Source organism: Streptomyces sp. NPDC046985 (genome assembly GCF_040644415.1).
Classification (GTDB): domain Bacteria; phylum Actinomycetota; class Actinomycetes; order Streptomycetales; family Streptomycetaceae; genus Streptomyces.
Genome location: NZ_JBEYWK010000013.1, coordinates 189162 through 210571 on the forward strand (window position 1 = coordinate 189162; position 21410 = coordinate 210571).

The 21410-nt window shown below is 72.4% G+C and carries 14 protein-coding genes; 8 read left to right on the forward strand and 6 right to left on the reverse strand.

Translation table 11 applies throughout. From position 1 onward, the window contains the following. Positions 1-8: 8 nt before the first annotated feature. The 5 genes from ABZ861_RS18865 to ABZ861_RS18885 all read right to left on the reverse strand — a co-directional run bounded on the left by ABZ861_RS18865 (position 9) and on the right by ABZ861_RS18885 (position 8817). On the reverse strand, positions 9-359 hold the full coding sequence (locus ABZ861_RS18865) for a PqqD family protein (RefSeq protein ID WP_361631419.1): 351 nt from the start codon (positions 357-359) through the stop codon (positions 9-11). Then, positions 356-2743 (reverse strand): beta-ketoacyl synthase N-terminal-like domain-containing protein, encoded by a 2388-nt coding sequence (locus tag ABZ861_RS18870; protein WP_361631421.1) that lies wholly within the window; start codon positions 2741-2743, stop codon positions 356-358. Before ABZ861_RS18870 ends, ABZ861_RS18865 begins: the two co-directional genes overlap by 4 nt. A gap of 156 nt (positions 2744-2899) precedes the next feature. Next, positions 2900-4717, reverse strand: coding sequence for a non-ribosomal peptide synthetase (locus ABZ861_RS18875; protein WP_361631423.1), 1818 nt, complete (start codon positions 4715-4717; stop codon positions 2900-2902). A gap of 166 nt (positions 4718-4883) precedes the next feature. Further along, positions 4884-7955: a non-ribosomal peptide synthetase gene (locus ABZ861_RS18880; protein WP_361631425.1), complete on the reverse strand. Its 3072-nt coding sequence runs from the start codon at positions 7953-7955 to the stop codon at positions 4884-4886. 115 nt (positions 7956-8070) lie between these two features. Further along, positions 8071-8817: an alpha/beta fold hydrolase gene (locus tag ABZ861_RS18885; protein WP_361631427.1), complete on the reverse strand. Its 747-nt coding sequence runs from the start codon at positions 8815-8817 to the stop codon at positions 8071-8073. 978 nt (positions 8818-9795) lie between these two features. Between ABZ861_RS18885 and ABZ861_RS18890 the strand changes: the two genes are divergently transcribed. From ABZ861_RS18890 to ABZ861_RS18925, 8 genes are all read left to right on the forward strand, one after another. Further along, positions 9796-10239: a hypothetical protein gene (locus tag ABZ861_RS18890; protein WP_361631429.1), complete on the forward strand. Its 444-nt coding sequence runs from the start codon at positions 9796-9798 to the stop codon at positions 10237-10239. Beyond that, positions 10233-11066, forward strand: a complete 834-nt coding sequence (locus ABZ861_RS18895; protein WP_361631431.1) for a nucleotidyltransferase domain-containing protein — start codon at positions 10233-10235, stop codon at positions 11064-11066. The genes ABZ861_RS18890 and ABZ861_RS18895 overlap by 7 nt, the downstream gene beginning before the upstream one ends. Beyond that, the gene (locus tag ABZ861_RS18900) at positions 11063-11563 is read left to right on the forward strand and encodes an NUDIX domain-containing protein (RefSeq protein ID WP_361631433.1); all 501 of its coding nucleotides are present in this window, start codon (positions 11063-11065) and stop codon (positions 11561-11563) included. The genes ABZ861_RS18895 and ABZ861_RS18900 overlap by 4 nt, the downstream gene beginning before the upstream one ends. Continuing rightward, a complete protein-coding gene (locus ABZ861_RS18905; protein WP_361631435.1) occupies positions 11557-12639 on the forward strand; it encodes a nucleoside-diphosphate kinase in 1083 nt (360 codons plus the stop codon). The genes ABZ861_RS18900 and ABZ861_RS18905 overlap by 7 nt, the downstream gene beginning before the upstream one ends. A gap of 30 nt (positions 12640-12669) precedes the next feature. Then, positions 12670-14463 (forward strand): asparagine synthase (glutamine-hydrolyzing), encoded by a 1794-nt coding sequence (gene asnB, locus ABZ861_RS18910; protein WP_361631437.1) that lies wholly within the window; start codon positions 12670-12672, stop codon positions 14461-14463. A gap of 59 nt (positions 14464-14522) precedes the next feature. Next, positions 14523-16310: an asparagine synthase-related protein gene (locus ABZ861_RS18915; protein WP_361631439.1), complete on the forward strand. Its 1788-nt coding sequence runs from the start codon at positions 14523-14525 to the stop codon at positions 16308-16310. Between the two features lie 50 nt (positions 16311-16360). Beyond that, positions 16361-17017: a hypothetical protein gene (locus ABZ861_RS18920; RefSeq protein WP_361631441.1), complete on the forward strand. Its 657-nt coding sequence runs from the start codon at positions 16361-16363 to the stop codon at positions 17015-17017. A 70-nt stretch (positions 17018-17087) separates the two neighbouring features. Beyond that, positions 17088-18434, forward strand: coding sequence for a UDP-glucose/GDP-mannose dehydrogenase family protein (locus tag ABZ861_RS18925; protein ID WP_361631443.1), 1347 nt, complete (start codon positions 17088-17090; stop codon positions 18432-18434). A 345-nt stretch (positions 18435-18779) separates the two neighbouring features. Here ABZ861_RS18925 and ABZ861_RS18930 read toward each other — a convergent pair whose 3' ends face one another. Then, positions 18780-21044 (reverse strand): ComEC/Rec2 family competence protein, encoded by a 2265-nt coding sequence (locus ABZ861_RS18930; protein WP_361631501.1) that lies wholly within the window; start codon positions 21042-21044, stop codon positions 18780-18782. Between the last annotated feature and the right edge of the window lie 366 nt (positions 21045-21410).

The window sequence follows — 21410 nt, forward strand, 5'->3', positions numbered from 1 at the left end:
CCGGCGACTCATCCCGCGGCTGCCATCTGGGCGACGGCCTCCACGTCGGCGGCGGTCGCGATCTCGGCGAGACCGTGCTCGAGCAGTTGGCCGCACAGATCGAGCACCGGCTGGCGGACCTCGTCGGCCGGCTCGCCCGCCTTCGCGGCGACGTCCTCGACGAGCTGGGCGACGGTGCGGCGCCCGTCGATGAGCAGCCAGATCCGCCGTGCGTCGCGGTCGAGCACGTAGCGGCCGATCACGGTCTCGAGCAGCACGCCGCCCTCGGCGTACTGGCTCAGCTCCGTCACCTGCTCGGTGCGGCGGGCGGTCACGTCCATCCGGCGGACCAGAACGGTGTTGTCGTCGACAGTGCTCATGCGTTTGCCTCCATGGCTAGGGCCTTCTCTACGAAGGCGGTTGTGGCAGCGACTGTGGGCGCGATGAACGGCAGGTCCATCGGCAGTTCGACGCCGAAGCCGTCGTTCAGACGGGCGCCGATCTCGACCGCGTACAGCGAGTCGCCGCCGAGGTCGTCCACGAAATGCGCGTCGTGCGGGATGTCCTGGACGCCGAGGACCTCTCGCCACACCTTCTCGACGCGGCCGGCGAGGTCCACCGCGTCGGCCCGGCCCGACGCTTCGGACTGCTGGCCGACGGGGTTCGGCTGGATCTCGGGCCGTTCGAGCCAGAACCGGCGGCGGGTGAACGGGTACGTCGGCAACGGCACCCGGGCGCGCGGCTCGTCGCCGTAGTAGGCGGACCAGTCGACGGCGACGCCCGCCTGCCACACGGTCGCCGCCACCTCGGTCAGGTCGAACGCCGGACCGATCCGTAGCTGGCCCGCCCGCTCGCGGACCGAGCCGGTGTCGTCCCCGGCGCCGGCACAGGCGTCGAGGGCCGCCGGGAGAGCCGCGAGGTCCGCGCCGCCGGCCAGCCACTTCGCGGCCGCACTCGCCCAGTTCGGCGCGTCCACCCGGGAGAAGGTCAGGCCGAGGCGACGCAGGATCCGGGCGGCCCCGAGCGCCGCCAGTACTCCGGCCCGGTGCGGGTCGAGGCCGATGAGTCCGTCGCGCTCCCCCCGTGCCGGGTCTCCGGTGAGCTGCGCGAGCACGGGACCCATCAACGGTTCCTCGGTCAGGAGCCGTTCACCCATCGCGGCCAGCTCGTCGGGGGCGCCGTGGAGGGCCAGCGACCATCGTGTGACCGGCCGCGCGGGCGCCGAAGGCTCGCGCAGCAGCCGGACGGCCTCGGCGCGGTCGCCGACGACGGCCGCCCAGCGCCGGGCGAAGCGGGGGCGGCCCACCGCGAGAGTGAACGCGGTGTCGGCCAGCTCGGGGAGACCGAGCGAGGGGGCGCCGGCCAGCCGGTCGGCGAGCCGTTCCCGCATCCGCGCCAGCTCCTCGTCCGTGCGCGCCGACAGCGCGAGGACCTGGCGCGGACGGGGGGTGTCAGCGGTCGGCTCGGCCGGGATCGACTCCAGGACCACATGGGCGTTGGAGCCGCCGAGACCGAAGGAGCTGACGCCGGCGACACGCGGCCCGTCGGTGTCCCAGGGCCGGGTCTCGGAGCTGATGACGAAGGGGGTCGAGTCGAGGGCGATCTCGGGGTTCGGGGTGCGGAAGTGCAAGGTCCCCGGCAAGGCAGCCCGTTCGACCGCCATCGTCGCCTTGATCAGTCCCGCGATGCCCGCGGCGGCGTCGGTGTGGCCGATGTTGGGCTTGACCGCTCCGAGCGCCAGCGTGCGGGGCGGTCGGCCGGGCGTGGCGAAGACGCGCCGGAGCGCCTCGAACTCGACGGGGTCGCCGATCGCCGTCGCCGTGCCATGGGCTTCCACGTAGCCGACCTGCTCGGGCGTGAGGCCCGCCCGGCGCAGCGCGGTGCGGACGACCGCCTCCTGGCCGGCGATGTTGGGCACGGTGAACCCGGCGCGCGATCCGCCGTCGTTGTTGACCGCCCAGCCGCGGATCACGGCCCGTCGGCGGTCGCGCCGGTCCCGGGCGTCGGCATCGCGTCTGAGGACGACGATGCCCGCGCCGGAGCCGGGGATCGTTCCGGACGCGTCGGCGTCGAAGGTGCGGCAGCGACCGTCCGCCGAGAGGATGCCGCCCTCGGTGTAGGTGTAGCCGTCCACGTCCGGCATGAGCAGGCTCACCCCGCCGGCCAGGGCGATGTCGCAGTCTCCCGCCGCCAGGGAGGTGCAGGCGAGCGCCACCGCGCTGAGCGATGTGGCGCAGCCGGTCTGCACCGTGATCGCCGGTCCGCCGAGACCGAGCTTGAAGGCGAGCCGCGGTGCGAGGAAGTCCTTCTCGTTGGCCAGGGTGACCCGTACGTCGTCCCCGCGTCCGGCCTGGGCTTCCGTCGGGCCGACGAACTCACGGTAGTAGTCGTTGCGGCCGGAGCCGACGAAGACGCCGACCACCGCGTCGCGCTCACCGGCGTGGCCGGCGTCGTCCAGCGCGGCGGCCGCCACTTCCAGCAGCACTCGCTGCTGGGGGTCCATGGTGACGGCCTCCGCGGGCGCCACCCGGAAGTGGTCGGCGTCGAACCACTCGATGTCGCGCACCTTCGCGACGGCGCTCAGGTGACGGCCGTCGCGGCTGTCACCGTCCTGGTCCGGCGCCCCGGACGGCTCGGACCGGGTGACCGACTCGACGCCGTCCACGAGGTTGGTCCAGTACTGATCGACGTCGTCGGCTCCGGCGAACCGCGCCGCCATGCCGATCACCGCGATGGGGCTCGCGTGAAGGGGTGTTCGCTGCATAGAGAGGGCTCCTGGGGATGTGCGTGCCTGACGGCGCCGCGACGTCACGGCGCACGCGGCGACAGACGGGGGACGAGCGCTTCAGGCGGCTGATCTGTGGGCAGGGCCGCGCGTGCGCGGCGTCGCGACCGGCGTGTGCGCCAGCCGTGCGACGGCTCAGCGGTCCACTGCGGCATCCGGCCGCCGGCCGCCGCCCGCGCGTACCCGCTCTACGAAGTCGGCCAGCCGCGGTGCTTCGAACAGCGCGCGGACCGGGATGTCCGCGCCGCATTCCTTGCGGGCGCTGCCGACGACCTTGACCACCATCAGCGAGTGTCCGCCGAGGCCGAAGAAGTCGTCCGTGGGCCGCACCCCCGCGACGCCCAGTTCCCGGGCCCAGATGGCGGCGACGGCCGCTTCGAGGGAATCGCCGTCCCCGCGCTCCGGGCCGGCGCCGGCGTGCTGCGCGCGGACGCCGTCCAGCAGGGCGCGGCGATCGATCTTGCCGTTGGGCGTCAGCGGCATGCGGTCCAGGATCAGCAGCTCGCTGGGCGCCATGTGGCCGGGCAGCCGGTCGGTGAGGAACGCCCGCAGGCCGTCCGGGTCCGGGCCGCCGGGGCGCACGGTCGCCCAGGCGAGCAGCCGTGAGCCCACGGACTCCCCGGTGTCGGTCGTCGCACAGGCGTCGATCACGTCGGGGTGCGCCTTGAGCACCGCGGCGATCTCGCCGAGTTCGACGCGGTAGCCGCGGACCTTCACCTGCTCGTCGCGGCGCCCCAGGTAGAACAACTGCCCGTCGGTCCCGGCCCTGGCGAGATCACCGCTGAGATAGGTGCGGCGATGGTCCTCGGGACCCCAGGAGAGGGTACGGAAGGCGCGTGCGGTGGTGTCCTCGTCCCCGAAGTAGCCGCGCGCCAGCCCGGGACCGGAGACGCAGATCTCGCCCATCTCGCCCACCGGGACCGGCACGCCGTTCTCGTCGCGCAGCGAGACGTCCAGGTCGGGCAGCGGCACGCCGATCGGGCTGCCCGTGCCGGCGGCCGTGTCGTCAGCCGTGATCCAGCGCGAGGTGACGTGGACCGTGGTCTCCGTGATGCCGTACATGTTGGCCACGCGGGGGTGCTCGTCGCCCCGGCGGGCGAACCAGCCGCCGAGCGCGGCCGGGTCGAGCCGTTCGCCCCCGAGGACGATCAGTCTCAGGCGGTCGAGCCGGGCCGACCGCTGTTCGTCGGCGGTGGCCAGCGCGGCGAGGGCGGAGGGCGTCTGGCTGAGGACGGTGACGTGCTCGCTGTCGAGCAGGTCCAGCAGCTCGTCGGGGGTGCGGGCCGTGTCGTCGTCGACGACCACGAGGCGGCCGCCGAACAGCAGCGGGCCCCACATCTCCCACACGGAGAAGTCGAAGGCGAAGGAGTGCAGCATCGTCCAGACGTCCTCCGGCCCGAGGTCGTAGAGGGCGGCCGTGCCGGTCATCAGACGGGTGACGTTGCGGTGCGACACCTGAACGCCCTTGGGAGTCCCGGTCGATCCGGAGGTGAACATCACGTAGGCGAGGTCGTCCGGACCGGCGTCGACGTGCACCGGCGCGCTGTCCGGTTCCGGGCCCGCCCCGGCGAGCACGAGACGGCCCTCGTGCCATTCCTTCGCGCGGCCGGTGAGGCTTTCCTCCGTCAGGACCACCTGAGCCGCGACGCGTTCGGCGAGACCCGCGAGGCGGGCGTCCGGATAGCGCGGGTCGAACGGGACGTAGGCGGCGCCGGCCATGAGAACGCCGAGAACGGCCGGGACGACGTGCTGCCGTGAGACGAGAACGGGCACCAGGTCGCCCGGACGGACGCCGGCCGCGACGAGCCGCCCCGCTATCGCCCCGGCCAGGCCGTGGAGTTCCGCGTAGGTCAGCGTGGTCCCACCGGCGGTCAGGGCCGTGGCCTGGGGGCTTGCGGCTGCCTGGCGAGCGAAGCACGAATGCAGCGTTTCGGTGGCTGCACTCTCCGCCAATTCGCCCATATTCCTTTTCGTTTCCAGCAACGCTTCCCCCATAATTTAAAAGCGACTCAGCATCGGATCATAGCGGAGAGGCGGTTCTCGATCCATATCCGAGCATCGAGAAATTACCCGCACGCGAAATGGTGAGTTTTTTCGGCTCCGTCTTGTCAGAGCTCGATTACACACTCGACGCGAATGCGTCCAGCACCGATTCCAGTCGCTCGGCGAATGCGGCCACCCGGTGGCCGGGAACATGGGGCGGGAACTCGATCCGGCCCGACATCCCGAGGTCCTCACGGTCGGTCAGCACGACCGTCCACGGCCAGCGGGCCGCCAGCGGACGCACGGGCACGGACCGTACGGTGCAGCCGGGGACGGACAGGGCAAGGGCGGGATCCCGGTCCCAGGCGACGACCAGCGGGGCGACCGCTCTCGCGTCGCGCAGCCCCAGTTCGGCCATCAGCGAGGGGAAGGGCACCCGCGCCATGGCGTTCGCCTCGGCGACGGCCAGGCGCGCGCCGCGCAGAGCGTCCTGGGGGCCGACGGGATCGGCGCCGGGGCCGGGGCCGAACGGAACGGTGGTGAGGAAGTACCCGGCGGCGTCCGTGCCGACGGTCTCCTCCCGGTCGGCCACCGCGAGGGCGAACCTGCCGTCCGTCTCCGCGAGCCGGCACAGGTCGCCGAGCGCCGCGGCCAGCGTGACCGCGAACGCCGTCGTGCCGTTGCGCCGCGCGCAGCCGCGTACCCGGGACCACACGTCCGCGCCGACCGCCAGCTCCTCGACCCGGCAGGAGTCCAGTGGCGGACCCGCCTGGTGCGCGTCCCGCGGAAGCCAGTCGAGCACCCGGTCGGCCGCGGCCCGCAGCGCACGCGCGCCCTCCGTGGAACCCAGGTAGCCGCGCTGCCGGTGTGCGTAGTCGGCGTAACCGTACTCCGCCGGGAAACCGGGCGCGGCGCCGCTCAGGGCCGCCGCGAGCTCTTCCAGCACGACGCGGGCGCTCCACGCGTCGACCACGAGATGGTGCCAGACGATCAGGACGCGGACCCGGTCGGCGGCGCCGAGCACCGCGGCGCGCACAAGCGGCCCCCGGTCGAGGTCGAACGCCGGCCGTTGCAGCTCCGCCAGCAGTCCGTCCCAGGCGTGGTCCATGGACTTCCCGGGTGCGAGGGACCGCACCTCGACGGACACCGGCTTGCCGTCGGTGACGAACTGCGCGCCGTCCGCGTCGACGCGTCCGCCGAAGACCGGGTGCCGGTTGAGTACCGCGGTCAGCTCCCGCGCCGTCCGGTCCGGGTCGGCCTCGCCGGCCAGCTCCACCGCCACGCACTCGTGGAAGGCGCCGGGGACGGCGCTGACCAGTTCGGCCGCCCAGATCCCGATCTGGCCCGCCGTCAACGGGACCGTGTCGGACTCCGCCGTGTCGCCGGCCGGCGTGTCCACGGCCGGCAGGACGCCTATCCGCGCCGCCAGATCGGCCAGGGTCGCCGCGTCCAGCACCTCGGCGGCCGTGACGGCCCGGCCGGTGGCCGCCCGCAGGGCGACCGACAGCCGCGCCGCCCGCAACGAGTCGCCGCCCAGCTCGGCGAAGCCGAGGTCGAGCACTGAGGGCGGCGTGGCCGGGAGCACCGCACGGCAGGCGTCCTCGACGGCCCGCTCCCGCTCGTCGCGAGCCGGTCGGGCCGGTCGGTCCAGCGGCCGCGGCAGAGCCGCGCGGTCGAGCTTGCCGTCGCCGGTCATCGGTATGCGGTCGAGGGCGACGAAGCGGCGGGGCACGGCCTGCGGGGGCAGTTCCTCGGCCAGACTCGCCCTGGTCCGGACCCATGGATCACCGTCGGCTCCAGCGGCCGCGCCGGAGAGCACGGCGGCTCCAGCGGCCGCGCCGGAGAGCACGTCGGCTCCAGCGGCCGTGCCGGAGAGCACGACGAAGGCCGTCAGCACGGGAGGGCCGCCCTCGGTCACCGGCCGGGCCAGCACGGCGACGTCGGTGACCTCCGGGAGCCGCCGGAGCGCCGCCTCCGTCTCCACCGGTTCGACGCGCACGCCGTCGATCTTGAGCTGGTCGTCGATCCGGCCCAGGAACGTCAGTTCGCCCTCGGCGTCGGGGACGACGAGATCGCCGGTCCGGTACATCAGGCCGTCGCCGTCGCAGGCCGGCACGAAACGTTCGGCGGTCCGGCCGGGGTCGTGCAGGTAACCGAGGGCCACGCCGCGGCCCGCGACGCACAGCTCGCCCGGCTGTCCCGGCGCGACCGGCGCGAGCCGCTCGTCGACGACGAAGCCGCGGTTGCCCTCGACGACCCTGCCGATCGGGGTCCGCCGCTGCGGCTCGGCGCACTGGCCGGGAACCGTGTACAGGGTGGCGCAGACCGTGGTCTCGGTCGGTCCGTACCCGTTGATCACGACCACGTCCGGCAGGTACGACCGCAGGTCGGCCAGGAGCCCCAGGGGGATCGGCTCGACGCCGGTCAGCAGCCGCTTCAGCGGGGGGACCCGGCCGCCGCTCCTGGCACGGTCTCGCAGCGCCGTGAGGAACTGGGGCGGCAGGTAGGCGGAGTCGACGCGCTGCTCGGTCAGGTGGTCGAGGGTGGCGTCGATGTCACGGCGGTGCGCGTCCGACACGGGGACCACGGTCCCGCCGCTCGTCAGCGCGCCCCACATCTCGTACACGGAGACGTCGAAGCCGGGGGAGGTCCACCAGCTCTGCCGTGCTCCCGGGCCGAGCGGGGCCCGGCGCTGGAACGCGGCCAGCAGATTGTGGACGCCGCGCGCCGGGACCACGACTCCCTTGGGCCGGCCGGTGGATCCGGAGGTGTAGATGACGTAGGCCGGATCGTTCTCGCCGGTGTGCGGATCGTGCCGCTCCGGTCCCGGGGCGCCGGGGGCGGCCGGAGCGTCGGGCAGGCCGGTGATCCCGTGCAGGTCGTCGGAGCGCAGCACGACCGAGGGTCTGGCGTCCGACAGGATCTGCGCGCGCCGCTTCCCCGGCCAGGAGACGTCCACCGGGAGATACGCGGCGCCGACGGCGACCGCGGCCAGCACGCCGATGACGAAGCGCGGGCCGACCGGCATGTCCACGGCGACGACGTCGCCCGGACCGACGCTCCGTTCGGCCAGCCGGTCCGCCGTCGCGGCCGCCGCGGTGGCCAGCCGGCGGTAGTCCCAGGCGTCCTCCGGGCCCCTGACCGCCTCGTGGGCGGGATGGGTGCGGGCCACGTGCAGGAACGTCCGCCACAAGTTGCCGTGTTTCACAGGAACATACCTCCTCGCACGGGGGGACCGCCGGTGGGCGGCGCGGCCGTGCGCTGCGGCTCAAGGGTGCTGCCCGACGGCTGGGGTGCCAGGTCCGGGCTAATCGTCCGAAGGGTCATCGGTGAGCATCCGCGCCGGATGCGCGCGAGATGCTCTCCTCGACCAACTCGGCTGTTCTCTCCGGCTGTTCGAGCCAGAAGAAGTGACCGGCGGACAGTACGGTCAGGCAGGCGCCGGGAATCGCGGACGCCAGTGCTCTCCCGGCCTCGACCGGGACCAGGCGGTCCGTGTCACCGTGCAGGACATGGGTGGGCATGGTGATGCGGTGCAGGCGCTCGGCGGTGCTGTGCCCGGCGACGGCGCTGATCTGCAAGGTCGTCGTCCGTGCGGGCACCGGTCTGGTCAGGGCGGCGGCGCCGTACTCTTCCCAGGCCTGTGGCCGCACCCGCTCGGGGTCCTTCACTCCCGCGCGGAAGACGTTGCGCAGCGTGGCCGCCGCGTCGCCGCGCACGGTCGCGGACACGAGTGCGTCCGGGACGGCGGACGGCGAGCCGGCGCCCCCGGGATGGGTGCATCCGAGCAGCAGAGTCTCGACCCGGTCCGGATGGCGCAGGGCCAGTTCCTGGGCGACGAGGCCCCCCATGGACACGCCCACGACGTGGGCCCGCGGCCAGCCGAGCTCGTCGAGCAGGGCGGCGGCGTCGTCAGCGAGGTCCTCGATGCCGAAGGGGGCGTCGGCGGGTTTGGAGTCGCCGACGCCGCGATGGTCGTAGGCCACGACGTCGAACGACGTGGCGAGCAGCGACAGCAGCCGCTCGCCCCAGTGCAGATGTCTCGCGGCCGTGCCCTGCACGAGCAGCAAAGGCGGTCCCTCGCCCCGCCGGACGTAGGTCAGCCGGGATTCTCCGGTGCTACATCGACCGGTCATGTGACCGCTGCCGAGCGCCGAATACCGCGCCCCATGGGAACACCGCCCCTGACTGAAAGACGAAAGACGAAAGAATGGACTCTGTCATCGCTGGACGACATTTCCCGGGCGAATCGGTCTGTCCTTTCCCGTGACCCGAAGGCGTCACAAGACGCATGGACATGGCCGAGCAGCGCTCCAGCGCGATCAAGATAGATCACGGGTTCGCCGGTTGTCACGCCCTAATACGGGAGCGCAGGACGGGAGTTGAGGTCCGACCCCACGCCGACACCGGATGAATCAGCCATACCGTGCAATGAGCTGAAGGTAAGCAAAGCGGCTCGTCCGGGAGCTGTTCCACCGACGGCGCCACCGACCCGGTCAAACCCTCCAAGTCGAGCAATCGGGCCACTGTGAAGCACACGGCAGGTGAACTCGGGGCGGTGGGAGCGTTGACAGCCGATTGAACCGCCCCCTATGTTGATCTTGGCCCACGTGTGGCCGGCAGGATCTGACGGGGGGACTCAAGAATATGGCGATGACATAGCCGCCGCTCTTCACATTCTTTCTCAGTGCCATGGGACCGTACGGTTCCACGTCGCCGATGAAATCCTTCCGTCGGCCTGGCACACTTCGAGCTCGCTCGTGTAGTTGTTGATCCCGACGGCCGGCACTGGGCAATGACGCGGATAACCCGCCCCTGTTCCGTGCTTCCGTCTCCTTTCGCCAGATCGGGCACAGCCATGTCCGTGACGCGGCGTTGCGTTCTGCGCGTTCACTCCATCCGGTCCAGGAATTCTCGCGAAACCCGTGAAAATGTCCGTTCCGGGTCATCGAGCAGGGAGAGGCGAGGCCCTCATGGCACTAGAGGTCGAACGGAAGTACCGGGTCGCCGAGTGGTGGTCCCCGCCGGCCGGCCAGGACGGCGTGCCAGTGCGGCAGGCATACCTGAGCGATTCGGGCGCTGCCGTGGAGATCCGGGTGCGCGCGATCGGGGACGCCTTGCTGCTGACCGCCAAGGAGCGCCGTGCCGCCAAGGGGCACTCGGCCTCGATCCGGGAGGAGGTCGAGTTCCCGATCCCCGCCGACTCCTTCGGGGCACTGTGGTCCATGGCCCATGGCGACGCCGTTCACAAGCGGCGCTGGCGGGTGCCCGTGCCCGGCGCGGTGGCCGAAGTGGACGTCTATGAAGGCCAGTTGGCGGGGCTGAGGGTGGCCGAGGTGGAATTCGCCGATGCGGCGGAGGCCGAGCGTTTCGCCCCGCCGGACTGGTTCGGCGAGGAACTCACCGGTCAGACCGGCTGGAGCAATCGCGCGCTCGCCGGGCGGCACGGCGCGACGGTGACCGGGGCCGGCGCTCAGGACACCCGATGTTGAAGCCGACCGCATCCACCGTCGAGCCGGACCGGGGCCTGCGGCTGAGCAGCGCCGAGCAGACGCTGTGCACCGAACTGCTCACTGCCGAGCCGCACTGCCTCCTGCTCAGCGGCTCCTACGCCCGGGGCTGGGAGCACTCGCACAGCGACGTCGACGTGATCGTCATCGGCACGCCTCCGCAGAGCGCGGACCCGCAGGCGGAGACCGAGGACGAGGACGTCGTCCGCCGAGTGCACTACGTCGACGGCAGGCGCTGGGAGATCGAGTACTACTCGCTCGGCTTCACCGAACGGCTCATCGAGCTGGTGCGCGGCGCGGCGAAGGCCGCCGACGAGGGACACGACTCCGCCTCGTGGCTCGGCTCGTACGAACTGGGCAGGGCTCTGCGGCTGCTGGGAGCGGTCGCGCTGTCCGGCGAGGAGCACGCCGACGCCCTCCGGCACAGACTGCGGGCGGCGGGAGTCGCCCACGTGGTCGCGCGCGTCGCCGTGGACACGTGCGACGCGGCGCTGGACGACGCGCTCGGTCTCCTCGCGAGCGGCGACACGCACGCGGCCGTCCTGGCGGCGTCCGCCGCGGTCGGCCACGCCATCGACGCCTGCCTGGCGAGCCACGACGAGCTGTGGCCCGGTGCGAAATGGCGCTACCGCAAGTACCTCTCGCTGGTCGAGCGCCGTCCGGACACCGCCTTGGCCCTCGACGCCGAGGAGGCCTGGCGTCTGCTGACCCTCGCCGACCTGGACCCCGACCAGGCGGACGACTGGGTACGACGCGCGGTGGCTCGCTGCCAGAACTTGCTTTTCGACGCCATGGAGACAGCAGAGTGAACGTGTTCGACCACGCATCCGCCGCCGGGGACGAAGCCCCGCCGTTCCTCGACCCGGAGGACGGGGAGCTGGCCCAGGAGACCACGGCGGCCGGCGCGATGGCGCTGGTGATCAGCCCCGACGGCCTCGTGCTCCATCTGCGCGACGACAAGTCATGGATCCCCCACCCGGGTCGCTGGTCGCTGTTCGGCGGGGCCCTGGAGCCGGGCGAGCAGCCGGCCGAGACAGTGGTGCGGGAACTGCGGGAGGAGCTGGGCCTCGACGACGCCGTGTGCCGTCCCCTCTGGCGGGTGGTCGACGTCGGCGGCGACGGCCGGCTGCTGACGGTCTTCGAGGCGCGCACACGCGTCCGCCCTGCTGACATGAACCTGACTGAAGGGCAGGCGCTGCGCGCATTCGACCGCGACACGGCCCTCACCCTCCGGCTCGCCCCCTTCTGCCGCCGCGTCCTGGAGCGATACGACCCAGAGCGGCGGACGGGAGCGCGCCCGTGCTGAGCGAGACCCGCGTGCGATGTCCCGGCGAACTGGTGGAGGACAGCTACCTCGCCCAGTTGGGCCAAGCCGACGAGGTGTGGTCCCGGCTGAGCCGGGGGATGCCGGCCGGGGCGCTGGGACACCTGCCGGAGTGCGTCTTTCTGATGCTCAAACCCGACGCGCTGGTCTCCGGGCGCTATGAGTCGCTGCTCTCGGGCATGGCCGAGGCGGGCTGGCAGCTCCTGCACGCACAGGCGACGCTGACCGCTTCCGAGCGGCACTTCGAGGAGCTGTACCAGTACAACCTGACGATCCGCAACGAGCAGAACATGATGTGCGCCTGGTGGATCAACAAGCGGCTCTACGCGATGGGCCCGAGTGTCGCCCTCATGGTCCGGGTGCCCCCGCACGCGGACGGACTGACGGCGCATCAGCAGGTGAAACGACTGAAGGGGCCCTCGAACCCCTTCAAGGGATCGCCCGGCGAGCTGCGCTGGGACGCCGGCGGCACCAACCTCGCGCTCAACTTGCTGCACTCCGCCGACGACCCGATCTCCAGCGCGCGGGAGTTCCTGATCTTCCACACCGAGGACCAGCTCCTGCGCGCCCTCGGCCGCGCGGCCGCGCTCGCCGGGGCCCCGCCGGGCGGGGCCGCGGACGCCGCCCTGCCGGACGCGGTGCTCCGGGAGCAGTTGTTCCTCGCGGGCGCCGGAACACGCCGCCTCGATCTGCCCAGCGTGCTGACGCTGGTCAAAAGCCGCTTGCGGGCCACCGGGCCGGACGAGGAGTACCGGTCGGCGACGCGGTCGCTCTACGCGCGTTACCTCGCACTCGTCTCGTCTCCCCCGGACATCAGGACGCGCTGGACCCGGTTCGGCGAACTCTGCGCCGAGGAGCGTGCCGTCCTGGACCGGCTGGACCGTGGCCGTGCCGGTGGCGACCGGGAACTGCTGAGACGGCTGGCGACGCCGTCCGCCTTCGACTTCTCCACCGCCGACGACATCCGGGTGGAGCTGTCGAGACGGAAGATCGCCTGCGATCCGTGGGACGAGCTGGCCCTGGACACCAGCCTCTACTACTCGCAGCTCCTGCCCTGATCGACCCGGCCCCAAGAGGAGGTACCCAACGTGTGCGGGGTAGTCGGAATCGCCGCCGCGGCCGGCGGCGTGCACGCCGAGGAAGTCGCGGCGATGGCACACCGGCAGGCGCACCGGGGCCCCGACGGCGTCGGCGCCCTGGTCGCCGACGACGGTCTGGTCGGCCTGGCGATGAACCTGTTGGCCGTCGTCGACGCCTCGGTGCGCCCCGGACCGTATCTGGACCGGGACTCGGGCGTGCTGTTGACGTACAACGGCGAGATCTACAACTACCGTGAGCTGGCGAGGAGATGGGGCATCGAGCTGCTGCCGGGCGAGTCCGACGCCCATCTCGCGCTGCGCGCGTACGTCCGATTCGGCCCCGAGTGCCTGGACGACTTCGACGGCATGTTCGCGCTGGCCGCGTACGACCCCCGGCGGCGCCGGCTGTTCCTCGCCAGGGACCGGTTCGGGGAGAAGCCCCTCTATTACCGTCTCGACGGCGGGCGACTGGTGTTCGCCTCGGAGGTCAAAGCGCTGGGCGCCGTGACCGCCCTGGATCCGGCGTTCGTACCCGAGTGGATCACGATCGAGAGCCCGCTCGGATCGGGCACTCCCTACGATCACGTCGAACTGCTGGAGCCCGGACATCATCTGACGCTCGATCTCGACGACTGGACGCTCGACAAGCGGTGCTGGTGGAGCATCGAGCAGAGCACACGCCGCGTTCCCATGGAACCCGGCGAGGCGCGGGAGGAGTTCGACGCGCTGCTGCGCTCGTCCGTCGCGCTCCGCGGCTCCGGCTGCGATGCGGCGCTGATGCTCAGCGGAGGCCTCGACTCCGCGGTACTGGCGTTCCTGCTGCGGCCGCCGGTGCTGATGACGGTCCGCTACGCGGGTCAGGAGCGATACGACGAGTACGGGCTGGCCCGGAAGGTCGCGGAGGCCATCGGGTCCGAGCTGGTGGTCGTCGAACCTACCGAGGACGACTTCCGCGCCCATGCCGAATCCATCGTCCACTTCCTCGACTACCCGATGGGCAACGCCAGTCTGCTCTCGGAGTACATGCTGTACGCGAAGGCGGCCGAGCTGGGGGTCCGCGTCGTGCACGGCGGCATCGGCCCCGACGAGCTGCTGCTCGGCTACGTCCGGCACTCGCTGGCGCTGGACGGCCCGGCCGCCGTCTCCACGCCCGGTCTCAGCTCGTACCGGCCGATGCAGAAGCGGTTCGAGCAGGCCGCCACCCGCCGGGCCAGTGCGGCCGACCGCTACTACCGGCTCATCCTGCGCGGGCCGGATCTGACGGGCAACACCCGCCGGCTGGTCCACCAGTGCTTCGCCCGTTCGCGGGACCTCGGCCAGGCGGTGTCGCTGGTGGATCTGCACACCGCCTTCCCGTCCCTGCTGCTGACCTCCGACAAGCTGGCGTCGGCGTTCGGGATCGAACGCCGCTCCCCCTTCCTCGCCCATGAGTGGGCGGAGTTCTGCTTCAACCTGCCGATGGACCTCAAACGCGACGGCGCCTACACCAAGCGGCTGCTGCGCGACTTCGCGGGCGACCTCGGGGTGCCGCGCGAGGTCTGGGCGCAGGTGGACAAGCGCGGTTTCGGTTCGCCGGTGCCGGAGTGGCTCGGCTCGTCGCTGTCCGAGTGGTGCGACGGCCACCTGCGCTCCCTTCAGGAGGAGCGTGCGCCCAGGCTCGCGCGACTGGCCGGCCGCCAGGCGCTCAGCTCCTCGTCGAAGTTCGACCGGTCGCGATTCCACGGTCTGCTGATCTCTCTCTGGTGGCAGCGCAGCGGTGCCCGGCTCCCGGCGGCCGGCCTGGTGCGGGGCGCCGCCCAGTAGCCGGTGACCGCCCGTTCAGCAGTTCTCCGTGCCCCGCTCCTCCGCGAAAGGCCACCCTCATGACACTCAGCCGTGCCCGTCTCGCACCCATCAGCTATCTCTCCGGGCGCTTCGGCACGCCGACCGGTCCGCGGGCCGACCGCCAGTTGTCCGCCCTCGCACTGTCCAGCCGCGAGGTCGTGCTGCCGGACGCCGCTCTGACGGTCAGCGGCCATGCCTACCCGGGACAGACGCTGGACGCGCATCTGTGGACCGACGGCCGGCAGGCGCTGGCGTTCTGCGGCGACCTGTACAACCTCCGCGAACTGGAGCGGCTGGCGGCGGCGGTCGCCCCGCGGACGCGCCCGGACAACGCCGCTCACCTGCTGGCGATTCTCCTGGAGAGCTGCCCGGAGCGGCTCCTCGCGCAGGCCAACGGCAAGTTCGTGATCGCCCGCACCGGTCCGTGGGGGCTGGAACTGATCCGGGACCGGATCGGTGAGGAGCAGCTCTACCACGCGACGACGCGGGACGGCGGTGTGGTGTTCTCCTCGTCCCTCCGCGGCCTGGTCGCGGTGCTGCCCGAGGCCGAGCTGTACGTCCCGGACAGCGTGAAGGTGTTCGAGACCCCCGTCGGCGCCGAGACGATGTTCCGCGGCGTCAGCAAGCTGGAGGGCGGAACCCGGCTGACTGTGCGCCCGGACGGGCGCCACCGCACCGAGGAGTACTGGCGGATCGAGCCGCGGGAGCCGGACGCGCGCGGTGACGAGGAGCTGGCCGAAGAGCTCCGCGCGCTCCTTCACACGGCGCTGCGCGCCCGGCTGCCGGCGAGCGGCGAGCCCTCGGCGTTCCTGAGCGGCGGCCAGGACAGCAGTTGGGTCAGTTGCGCCCTCGACGCCATCGGCCACCGGCCTCGCAGCGTCTACACGACGGCCTTCCGCGAGCTGGACTCGGTGTACGACGAGAGCCCGCACGCCCGCCGGGTGGCCGACCACATCGGCGCCGAGCACGTCGTGCTCGAACCAGAGGCCGAGGACTTCGTGAAGCACTTTCCCACCACCATGGCGATCTTCGACGAGGTGAAGGCCAACGCCGCCCACTTCACCGAGTACTGGATAGCGCGGGAGGCGGCCGCCCGGGGCGAGCGCGTCCTGTTCAGCGGGTACGGGGCGGACGAGGCACTCGGCGGGGAGGTGCGCTACCTCGTGATGTACCTCGACCGCGAGCGGGAGGCGTCCGCCCCGCTGTTCAGGCGGCATCCGATGCTGGTCAACTACGAGCCGCTGTTCGCCAAGCTGGGGCAGTACCCGGCCGCGACTCCCGAGTGGGAGAAGTACTACGGCCTGATGCGCCGCGGGACTCCGGACCGGGACGAGGACCGGTACCGGGAGCTGGTGCGCCGCGAGTTCGACCGCTCGGGCCGGCTGGTGGACCAGATGGGGCTCGCCGACATCGCGATCTCCGCGCCGCCGCTGCTCGACACCGCGAAGGTCGACAAGTACTGGGGCGTCGACAAGGTCTGCCCGTTCCTCGACCCGCGGGTGGTGAGCTTCGCCTTCTCCCTCCCGGAGCACCTGAAGATCCAGGGTTTCACCACCAAGGCGCTGCTGCGCACGGCGTCCCGGGGGCTGGTCCCGGACGAGATCACCCATCGGACCGACAAGGTCGGCTTCGCCTTTCCGCACAACGACCCCCGCTACGCGGCCTTCATCGGCCGGCTGGCCGAGTCCTGGGCCGTGCGCACGGGCCGCCGCGTCGACGTGGACCCCGTTCGCGGCCGCTACGACCGCACGATTCTGATGGCCGCCAGCCAGGAGCTGGTGCACCAGTCGTACGACACCGCTCCCGAGGCTCTGGCCGAGGTCTGATCCGTCCCGGGTCCGTCACCACACAGAACCGTCCAAAAGGGGAAAGCTTCATGGATCGTTTGATGAACGCGCTGTCACGTCTGGACTGGACGTGTGTCGAGACGGCGGAGAGACAGAGCCGGACCGCGCTCGACGAGCTGTGCCGGCCGGGTCCGCTCCGGGACCTGCTGGCCGGAGTGCTCACGGACGAACGGCTGCTCGGCCTCTCCGAACGGCATAGCTGGGGTGATCGGCTCGTGCTGTGGGACGACCCGGTCAACCAGTGGCGCATCCGGCTGCACCGTTTCGAGGACCGGGCAGACGAGCCGCACAGCCACCGCTGGCCCTTCCACACCCTGGTCCTGCACGGCTCCTACCACCACGCGCTGTACGGCCCGGAGCGATGGGTGAGATCCGTGATGGAGAACGGCGGTTCGCTGCCGCGCCCTTCCGTCGTCCGGACCGAGGGGGCGGGGAGCTCCTACGCGATCGACGACGAGATGGTGCACTACGTGAAGACGGAGGCGGACACCTTCTCGGTCATCGTCCAGGGTCCGCGGCTCAAGGAACGGGCGCTCCGGATCCGCGACGGCGCCGTCGTCTGGCAGGAGGGCCGGGCGTCGCAGAGCGAGGGGCAGACCCGGTCCGTCCTCACCACCTCGGACCGCGTCGAGGAGATCGCCGAACTCGCCCACCGCGTCGGGCTGCTGGACTCCTCGCGGCTCTGATGTCCCGCCGGCGCCCGCGCTGGGCGGCCGGCACTCCCGTCGTCGTACGAGTTCAACAGAGGAGTAGACCGTGCAAAGAGGCTCCGCACGCCTCAAGGTGGTCGTCATAGGAGTCGGCTATCTCGGCGCGACTCACGCCGCCTGCATGGCGGAACTCGGTTTCGAGGTCCTGGGCGTGGACGTCGACGCCGAAAAGGTGGCCTCCCTGAACCAGGGACGCCTGCCGTTCTACGAACCCGGCCTGGACACGCTTCTGCTCCAGCATGTCGAGGGCGGCGAGGGCTCCACCGGCCGCCTCAAGTTCACCGCCTCCTACGAGGAGGCGGGGCGGTTCGGTGATCTGTTCTTCCTGTGCGTGAACACCCCGCAGCTAGCTGGTGAGTTCAGCGCGGACCTGCGCCACCTGGACGCCGCGGTCGAGGCGTTGGTCCCGCACCTGGACCGGCCCTGCCTGGTGGTCGGCAAGTCCACCGTGCCGGTCGGCACCGCTGACCGGGTGGCGGAGCGGATCGCCGCGGCCGCGCCGGCGGGCGCCGCGGCCGAGCTGGCCTGGAACCCGGAGTTCCTGCGCGAGAGCTTCGCGGTGCAGGACACCCTGCACCCGGACCGGCTGGTGGCCGGTGTCCGCAGCGAGCGAGCCGAGCGGCTGCTGCGCGAGGTGTACGCCACGCCGATCGCCGAGGGCGTGCCGTTCCTGGCGACCGACTTCGCCACCGCCGAACTCGTGAAGACGGCCGCCAACTCGTTCCTGGCCACCAAGATCTCCTTCATCAACGCGATGGCCGAGATGTGCGAGAGCGCCGGCGCGGACGTCGTCCGGCTCAGCGAGGCTCTCTCCTACGACGAGCGGATCGGCGGCAAGTTCCTGCACGCCGGGCTGGGCTTCGGCGGGGGCTGTCTGCCGAAGGACATCCGGGCGTTCGTGGCGCGGGCCGGTGAACTCGGCGTCGGACAGGCGCTGACGTTCCTGCGCGAGGTCGACTCGATCAACACGCGGCGTCGGTCCCGGATGGTCGAGATGGCTCGCGAGCAGTGCGGCGCCTTGCGCGGCCTGCGGGTGGCCGTCCTCGGCGCCTCCTTCAAGCCGGACTCCGACGACATCCGGGACTCCCCCGCCCTCGATGTGGCGGGGCAGCTCCAGCGCCAGGGCGCCCAGGTCACCGTGTACGACCCCAAGGCGATGGACAACGCCCGCAAGGCGTATCCCGCCCTCGACTACGCCCGCTCGCCGCTGGAGGCCGCCGAGGGCGCCCGCCTCGTGCTGCACCTCACGGAATGGGCTCAGTTCCGTGAGCTCGATCCGGCCGAACTGGGCGCCGTCGTCGCCGAGCGTCACATACTGGACGGCCGCAACGTCCTCGACGCCGCCGCCTGGCGAGCCGCCGGCTGGACCTACCGCTCCATGGGGCGCTCCTGACGGAAGGCGACGGCGCCGCGCGGGTCCACCGCGACGCGCCGGTCCATCGCGACGCGCCGGTCCACCTCGACGCGGGGTCTGGCGCGTCGCCGCGAGTCGGTCCCCGCCCGGTCATGTGGGTTCGGTTCCGGTGGACGGGATCTCGCGGGCTGCTCACATGTCCCGCAGGTACAGGCGTCCGTCTGCGCGGTGTCCATGCCGTCCGTCCCCTCAGCGCCCTCCATCCCCTCGATGCCCTCAGCGTCCTCCGTCCCCTCGATGCCCTCTGTGCCCTCTGTGCCCTCGATGCCCTCGATGCCTTCCGTCCCCTCGATGCCCTCTGTGCCCTCTGTGTCTTCCGTGCGCTCAGTCTCGCGTCACGCCTAGGCCGGGGCCCGACCCGGTGACCGCGAGCGCGCCGTCCCGGTCCGTGCGGAGCACCACCGCGCCCTCGGCCCGCAGCGCGGCGACGGTGCTCGGCGCCGGGTGCCCGTACACGTTGCCCGCACCGCAGGAGATCAGCGCGATCCGCGGGGCCGCCACCCGTATCAGGTACGGATCCTGGTACGCCGACCCGTGATGAGCGACTTTCAGCACGTCCACGTGGGCCAGCGAGGCCAGTTCCGGTGACCGGGTCAGCGCCTGCTGGGACGGCGGTTCGAGGTCTCCCAGCAGCAGGAGCCGCAGTCCGCCGGAGCGGACGAGCAGCGCCACGCTGGCGTCGTTGGGGCCGTCCGGCGCCGGAGCGGGCGCCGGCGGGGGCCACAGCACCCGCCAGGTGAGCTGCCCGACGCGCCGCTCCTCCCCGGCGACGGCCCGGGTGAGCGGGATGCCCCGCCGTGCTGCCTCCCTCCGGACGAACGCCGCCTGTTCCGCGGGTTCCTCGAAGCCCGTCGTCTCGATCGCCCCCACCGACCGCCCCCGCAGGACGCCGAGCAGCCCGGACACGTGGTCGGCGTGGAAGTGGGTCAGGACGAGCAGGGGGATCCGGGTGACGCCGAGCGCGCGCAGGCAGCGGTCCACCGGCTTCGGGTCGGGCCCGGCGTCCACCACCACTCCGGCGCCCGGACCCGCCGCCAGCACCGTCGCGTCGCCCTGCCCCACGTCGCACATCGCGAACCGCCAGCCCGGGGGCGGCCATCCCGTGATCACCCGGGTCAACGGCGGCGGCTGCATCACCACGAGGAGGAGCAGCGCCCCGCACAGACCGCACCACCACGGATGTGCCAGCAGCCGCCTGCCCAGCAGGACCACCGCCACGACGGCCAGAGCCAGCAACGGCGCCCCCGCCCAGCCGCCCGGCCAGTCCACTCCCCCGCCGGGCAGCGAAGCCCCGCTCCGGGCCACGTCCGCGATCCACCGCGCGGGCCAACTCGCGCCCCATGCAAACGCTTTGGCCAACGGCATGGCCACCGGCGCGCTCGCCAAGGCCGCGAAGCCCAGCACGGTGGCGGGTACGACCGCGACCTCCGCGAGCAGGTTGCACGGCACCGCCACCAGGCTCACCCGCGCTGACAGCACGGCGACCACCGGTGCGCACAGGGCCTGCGCCGCCGCTGCCGCCGCCAGCGCCTCGGCCAGGCGGGCGGGCATCCCGCGCCGCCGCAGGGCTTCGCTCCAGCGCGGCGCGAGGGTGAGCAGGGCGCCGGTGGCCAGCACCGAGAGCAGGAAGCCGTAACTGCGGGCCAGCCACGGGTCGTAGAGGACCAGCAGCAGGACGGCCGCCGCCAGGGCGGGGAGGAGCGATCTGCGGCGCCCGGCCGCGAGGGCGAGCAGCACGACGGCACCGCAGACGGCCGCGCGCAGGACGCTCGGGTCGGGGCGGCACACCACCACGAAGGCGAGCGTGAGCAGGCCGCCCAGCAGAGCCGTGGCCCGCAGCGGCAGGCCGAGGCGCGGGGCGAGGCCGCGGCGCTCGACGTGTTGGGCCAGGCCGGGCGGCCCGATGAGCAGGGCGAGCAGGATCGTGAGGTTGCCGCCGGAGACGGCCAGAAGGTGCGCGAGGTCCGTGTCCTTGAACGCCTGGTCCAGTTCGGGCGTGATCCGCGAGGTGTCCCCGACGACGAGACCCGGCAGCAGCGCCCTCGCGTCCGTCGGCAGCCCGTCGGTCGCCTCCCGCAGTCCTGCCCGCAGCCGGCCCGCCAGCCGCTGCGGTCCGGACGGCCCGCCGACCGCCTCGGGCGCCACTCGATCACGGACCCGCAGCACCGCCGCGATCCGGTCGCCGCTCGTCAGCGGAGGCGCCAGCCGCGCGGTCACCCTGAGCCGCGTCGAGGGCAGCAGACCGAGCCACGGCGAGTGCCGTGCGCCGCCGTCCACCAGGATGAGCACCGGCGTCCGGGTCGCCACCGCGCTCCCTTGGCCCACCCGTTCGATCCGCCGCACCTCCGCGTCGACCAGCACGGAGACCGGCGCCATGTGGTCGCCGCTCACCCGGGGGCGGGTGAGCCGCGGGTCGGAGGTCAGCTCCACCTCGGCGGTCACCGTGGCGTAGTGCCGCGCCAGGGCGGGCACCGGGCCCCGCCGCACATCGGCGCCATGCAACCCAGCGGAGGCGGCTGCCGCGGCGGCCCCGAGCAGCACGGCGGCGGCGGAGACGCGGGACCAGGCGCGGGAGCGGAAGCCGGGCAGTCGGCCGGGACTGGTGGGTGCGCGGGGACCGCGCGGTGCGCTCGCTTCGGCCGGTTGGGTAGGTTCGCCAGACCCGGCGGACTCGCTCGGTTCGGCGGGTCCGCTGGGCGCGGCAGGTGCGGCGGGCTCGCCGGGTCCGCTGGATGCGGCGAGTGCGGCGAGTGCGTTGAGGCCCCGCGGCCCGGCTGGTTCAGTTTCGCTCCCTCCGCCCGAGCCACCCGAGCCGCCCGAGCCGCTGGGTCCGCTCGGACCGCGCGACCTGTCAGTTCCGCCGAGTCCGCCCGGATCGCATGATCCATCGATTCCGCTCGTCGCGCCGAATCCGCCGAGTCCGCGCTGCTCGCGGAGTGCGCTCCGTTCGTGGGC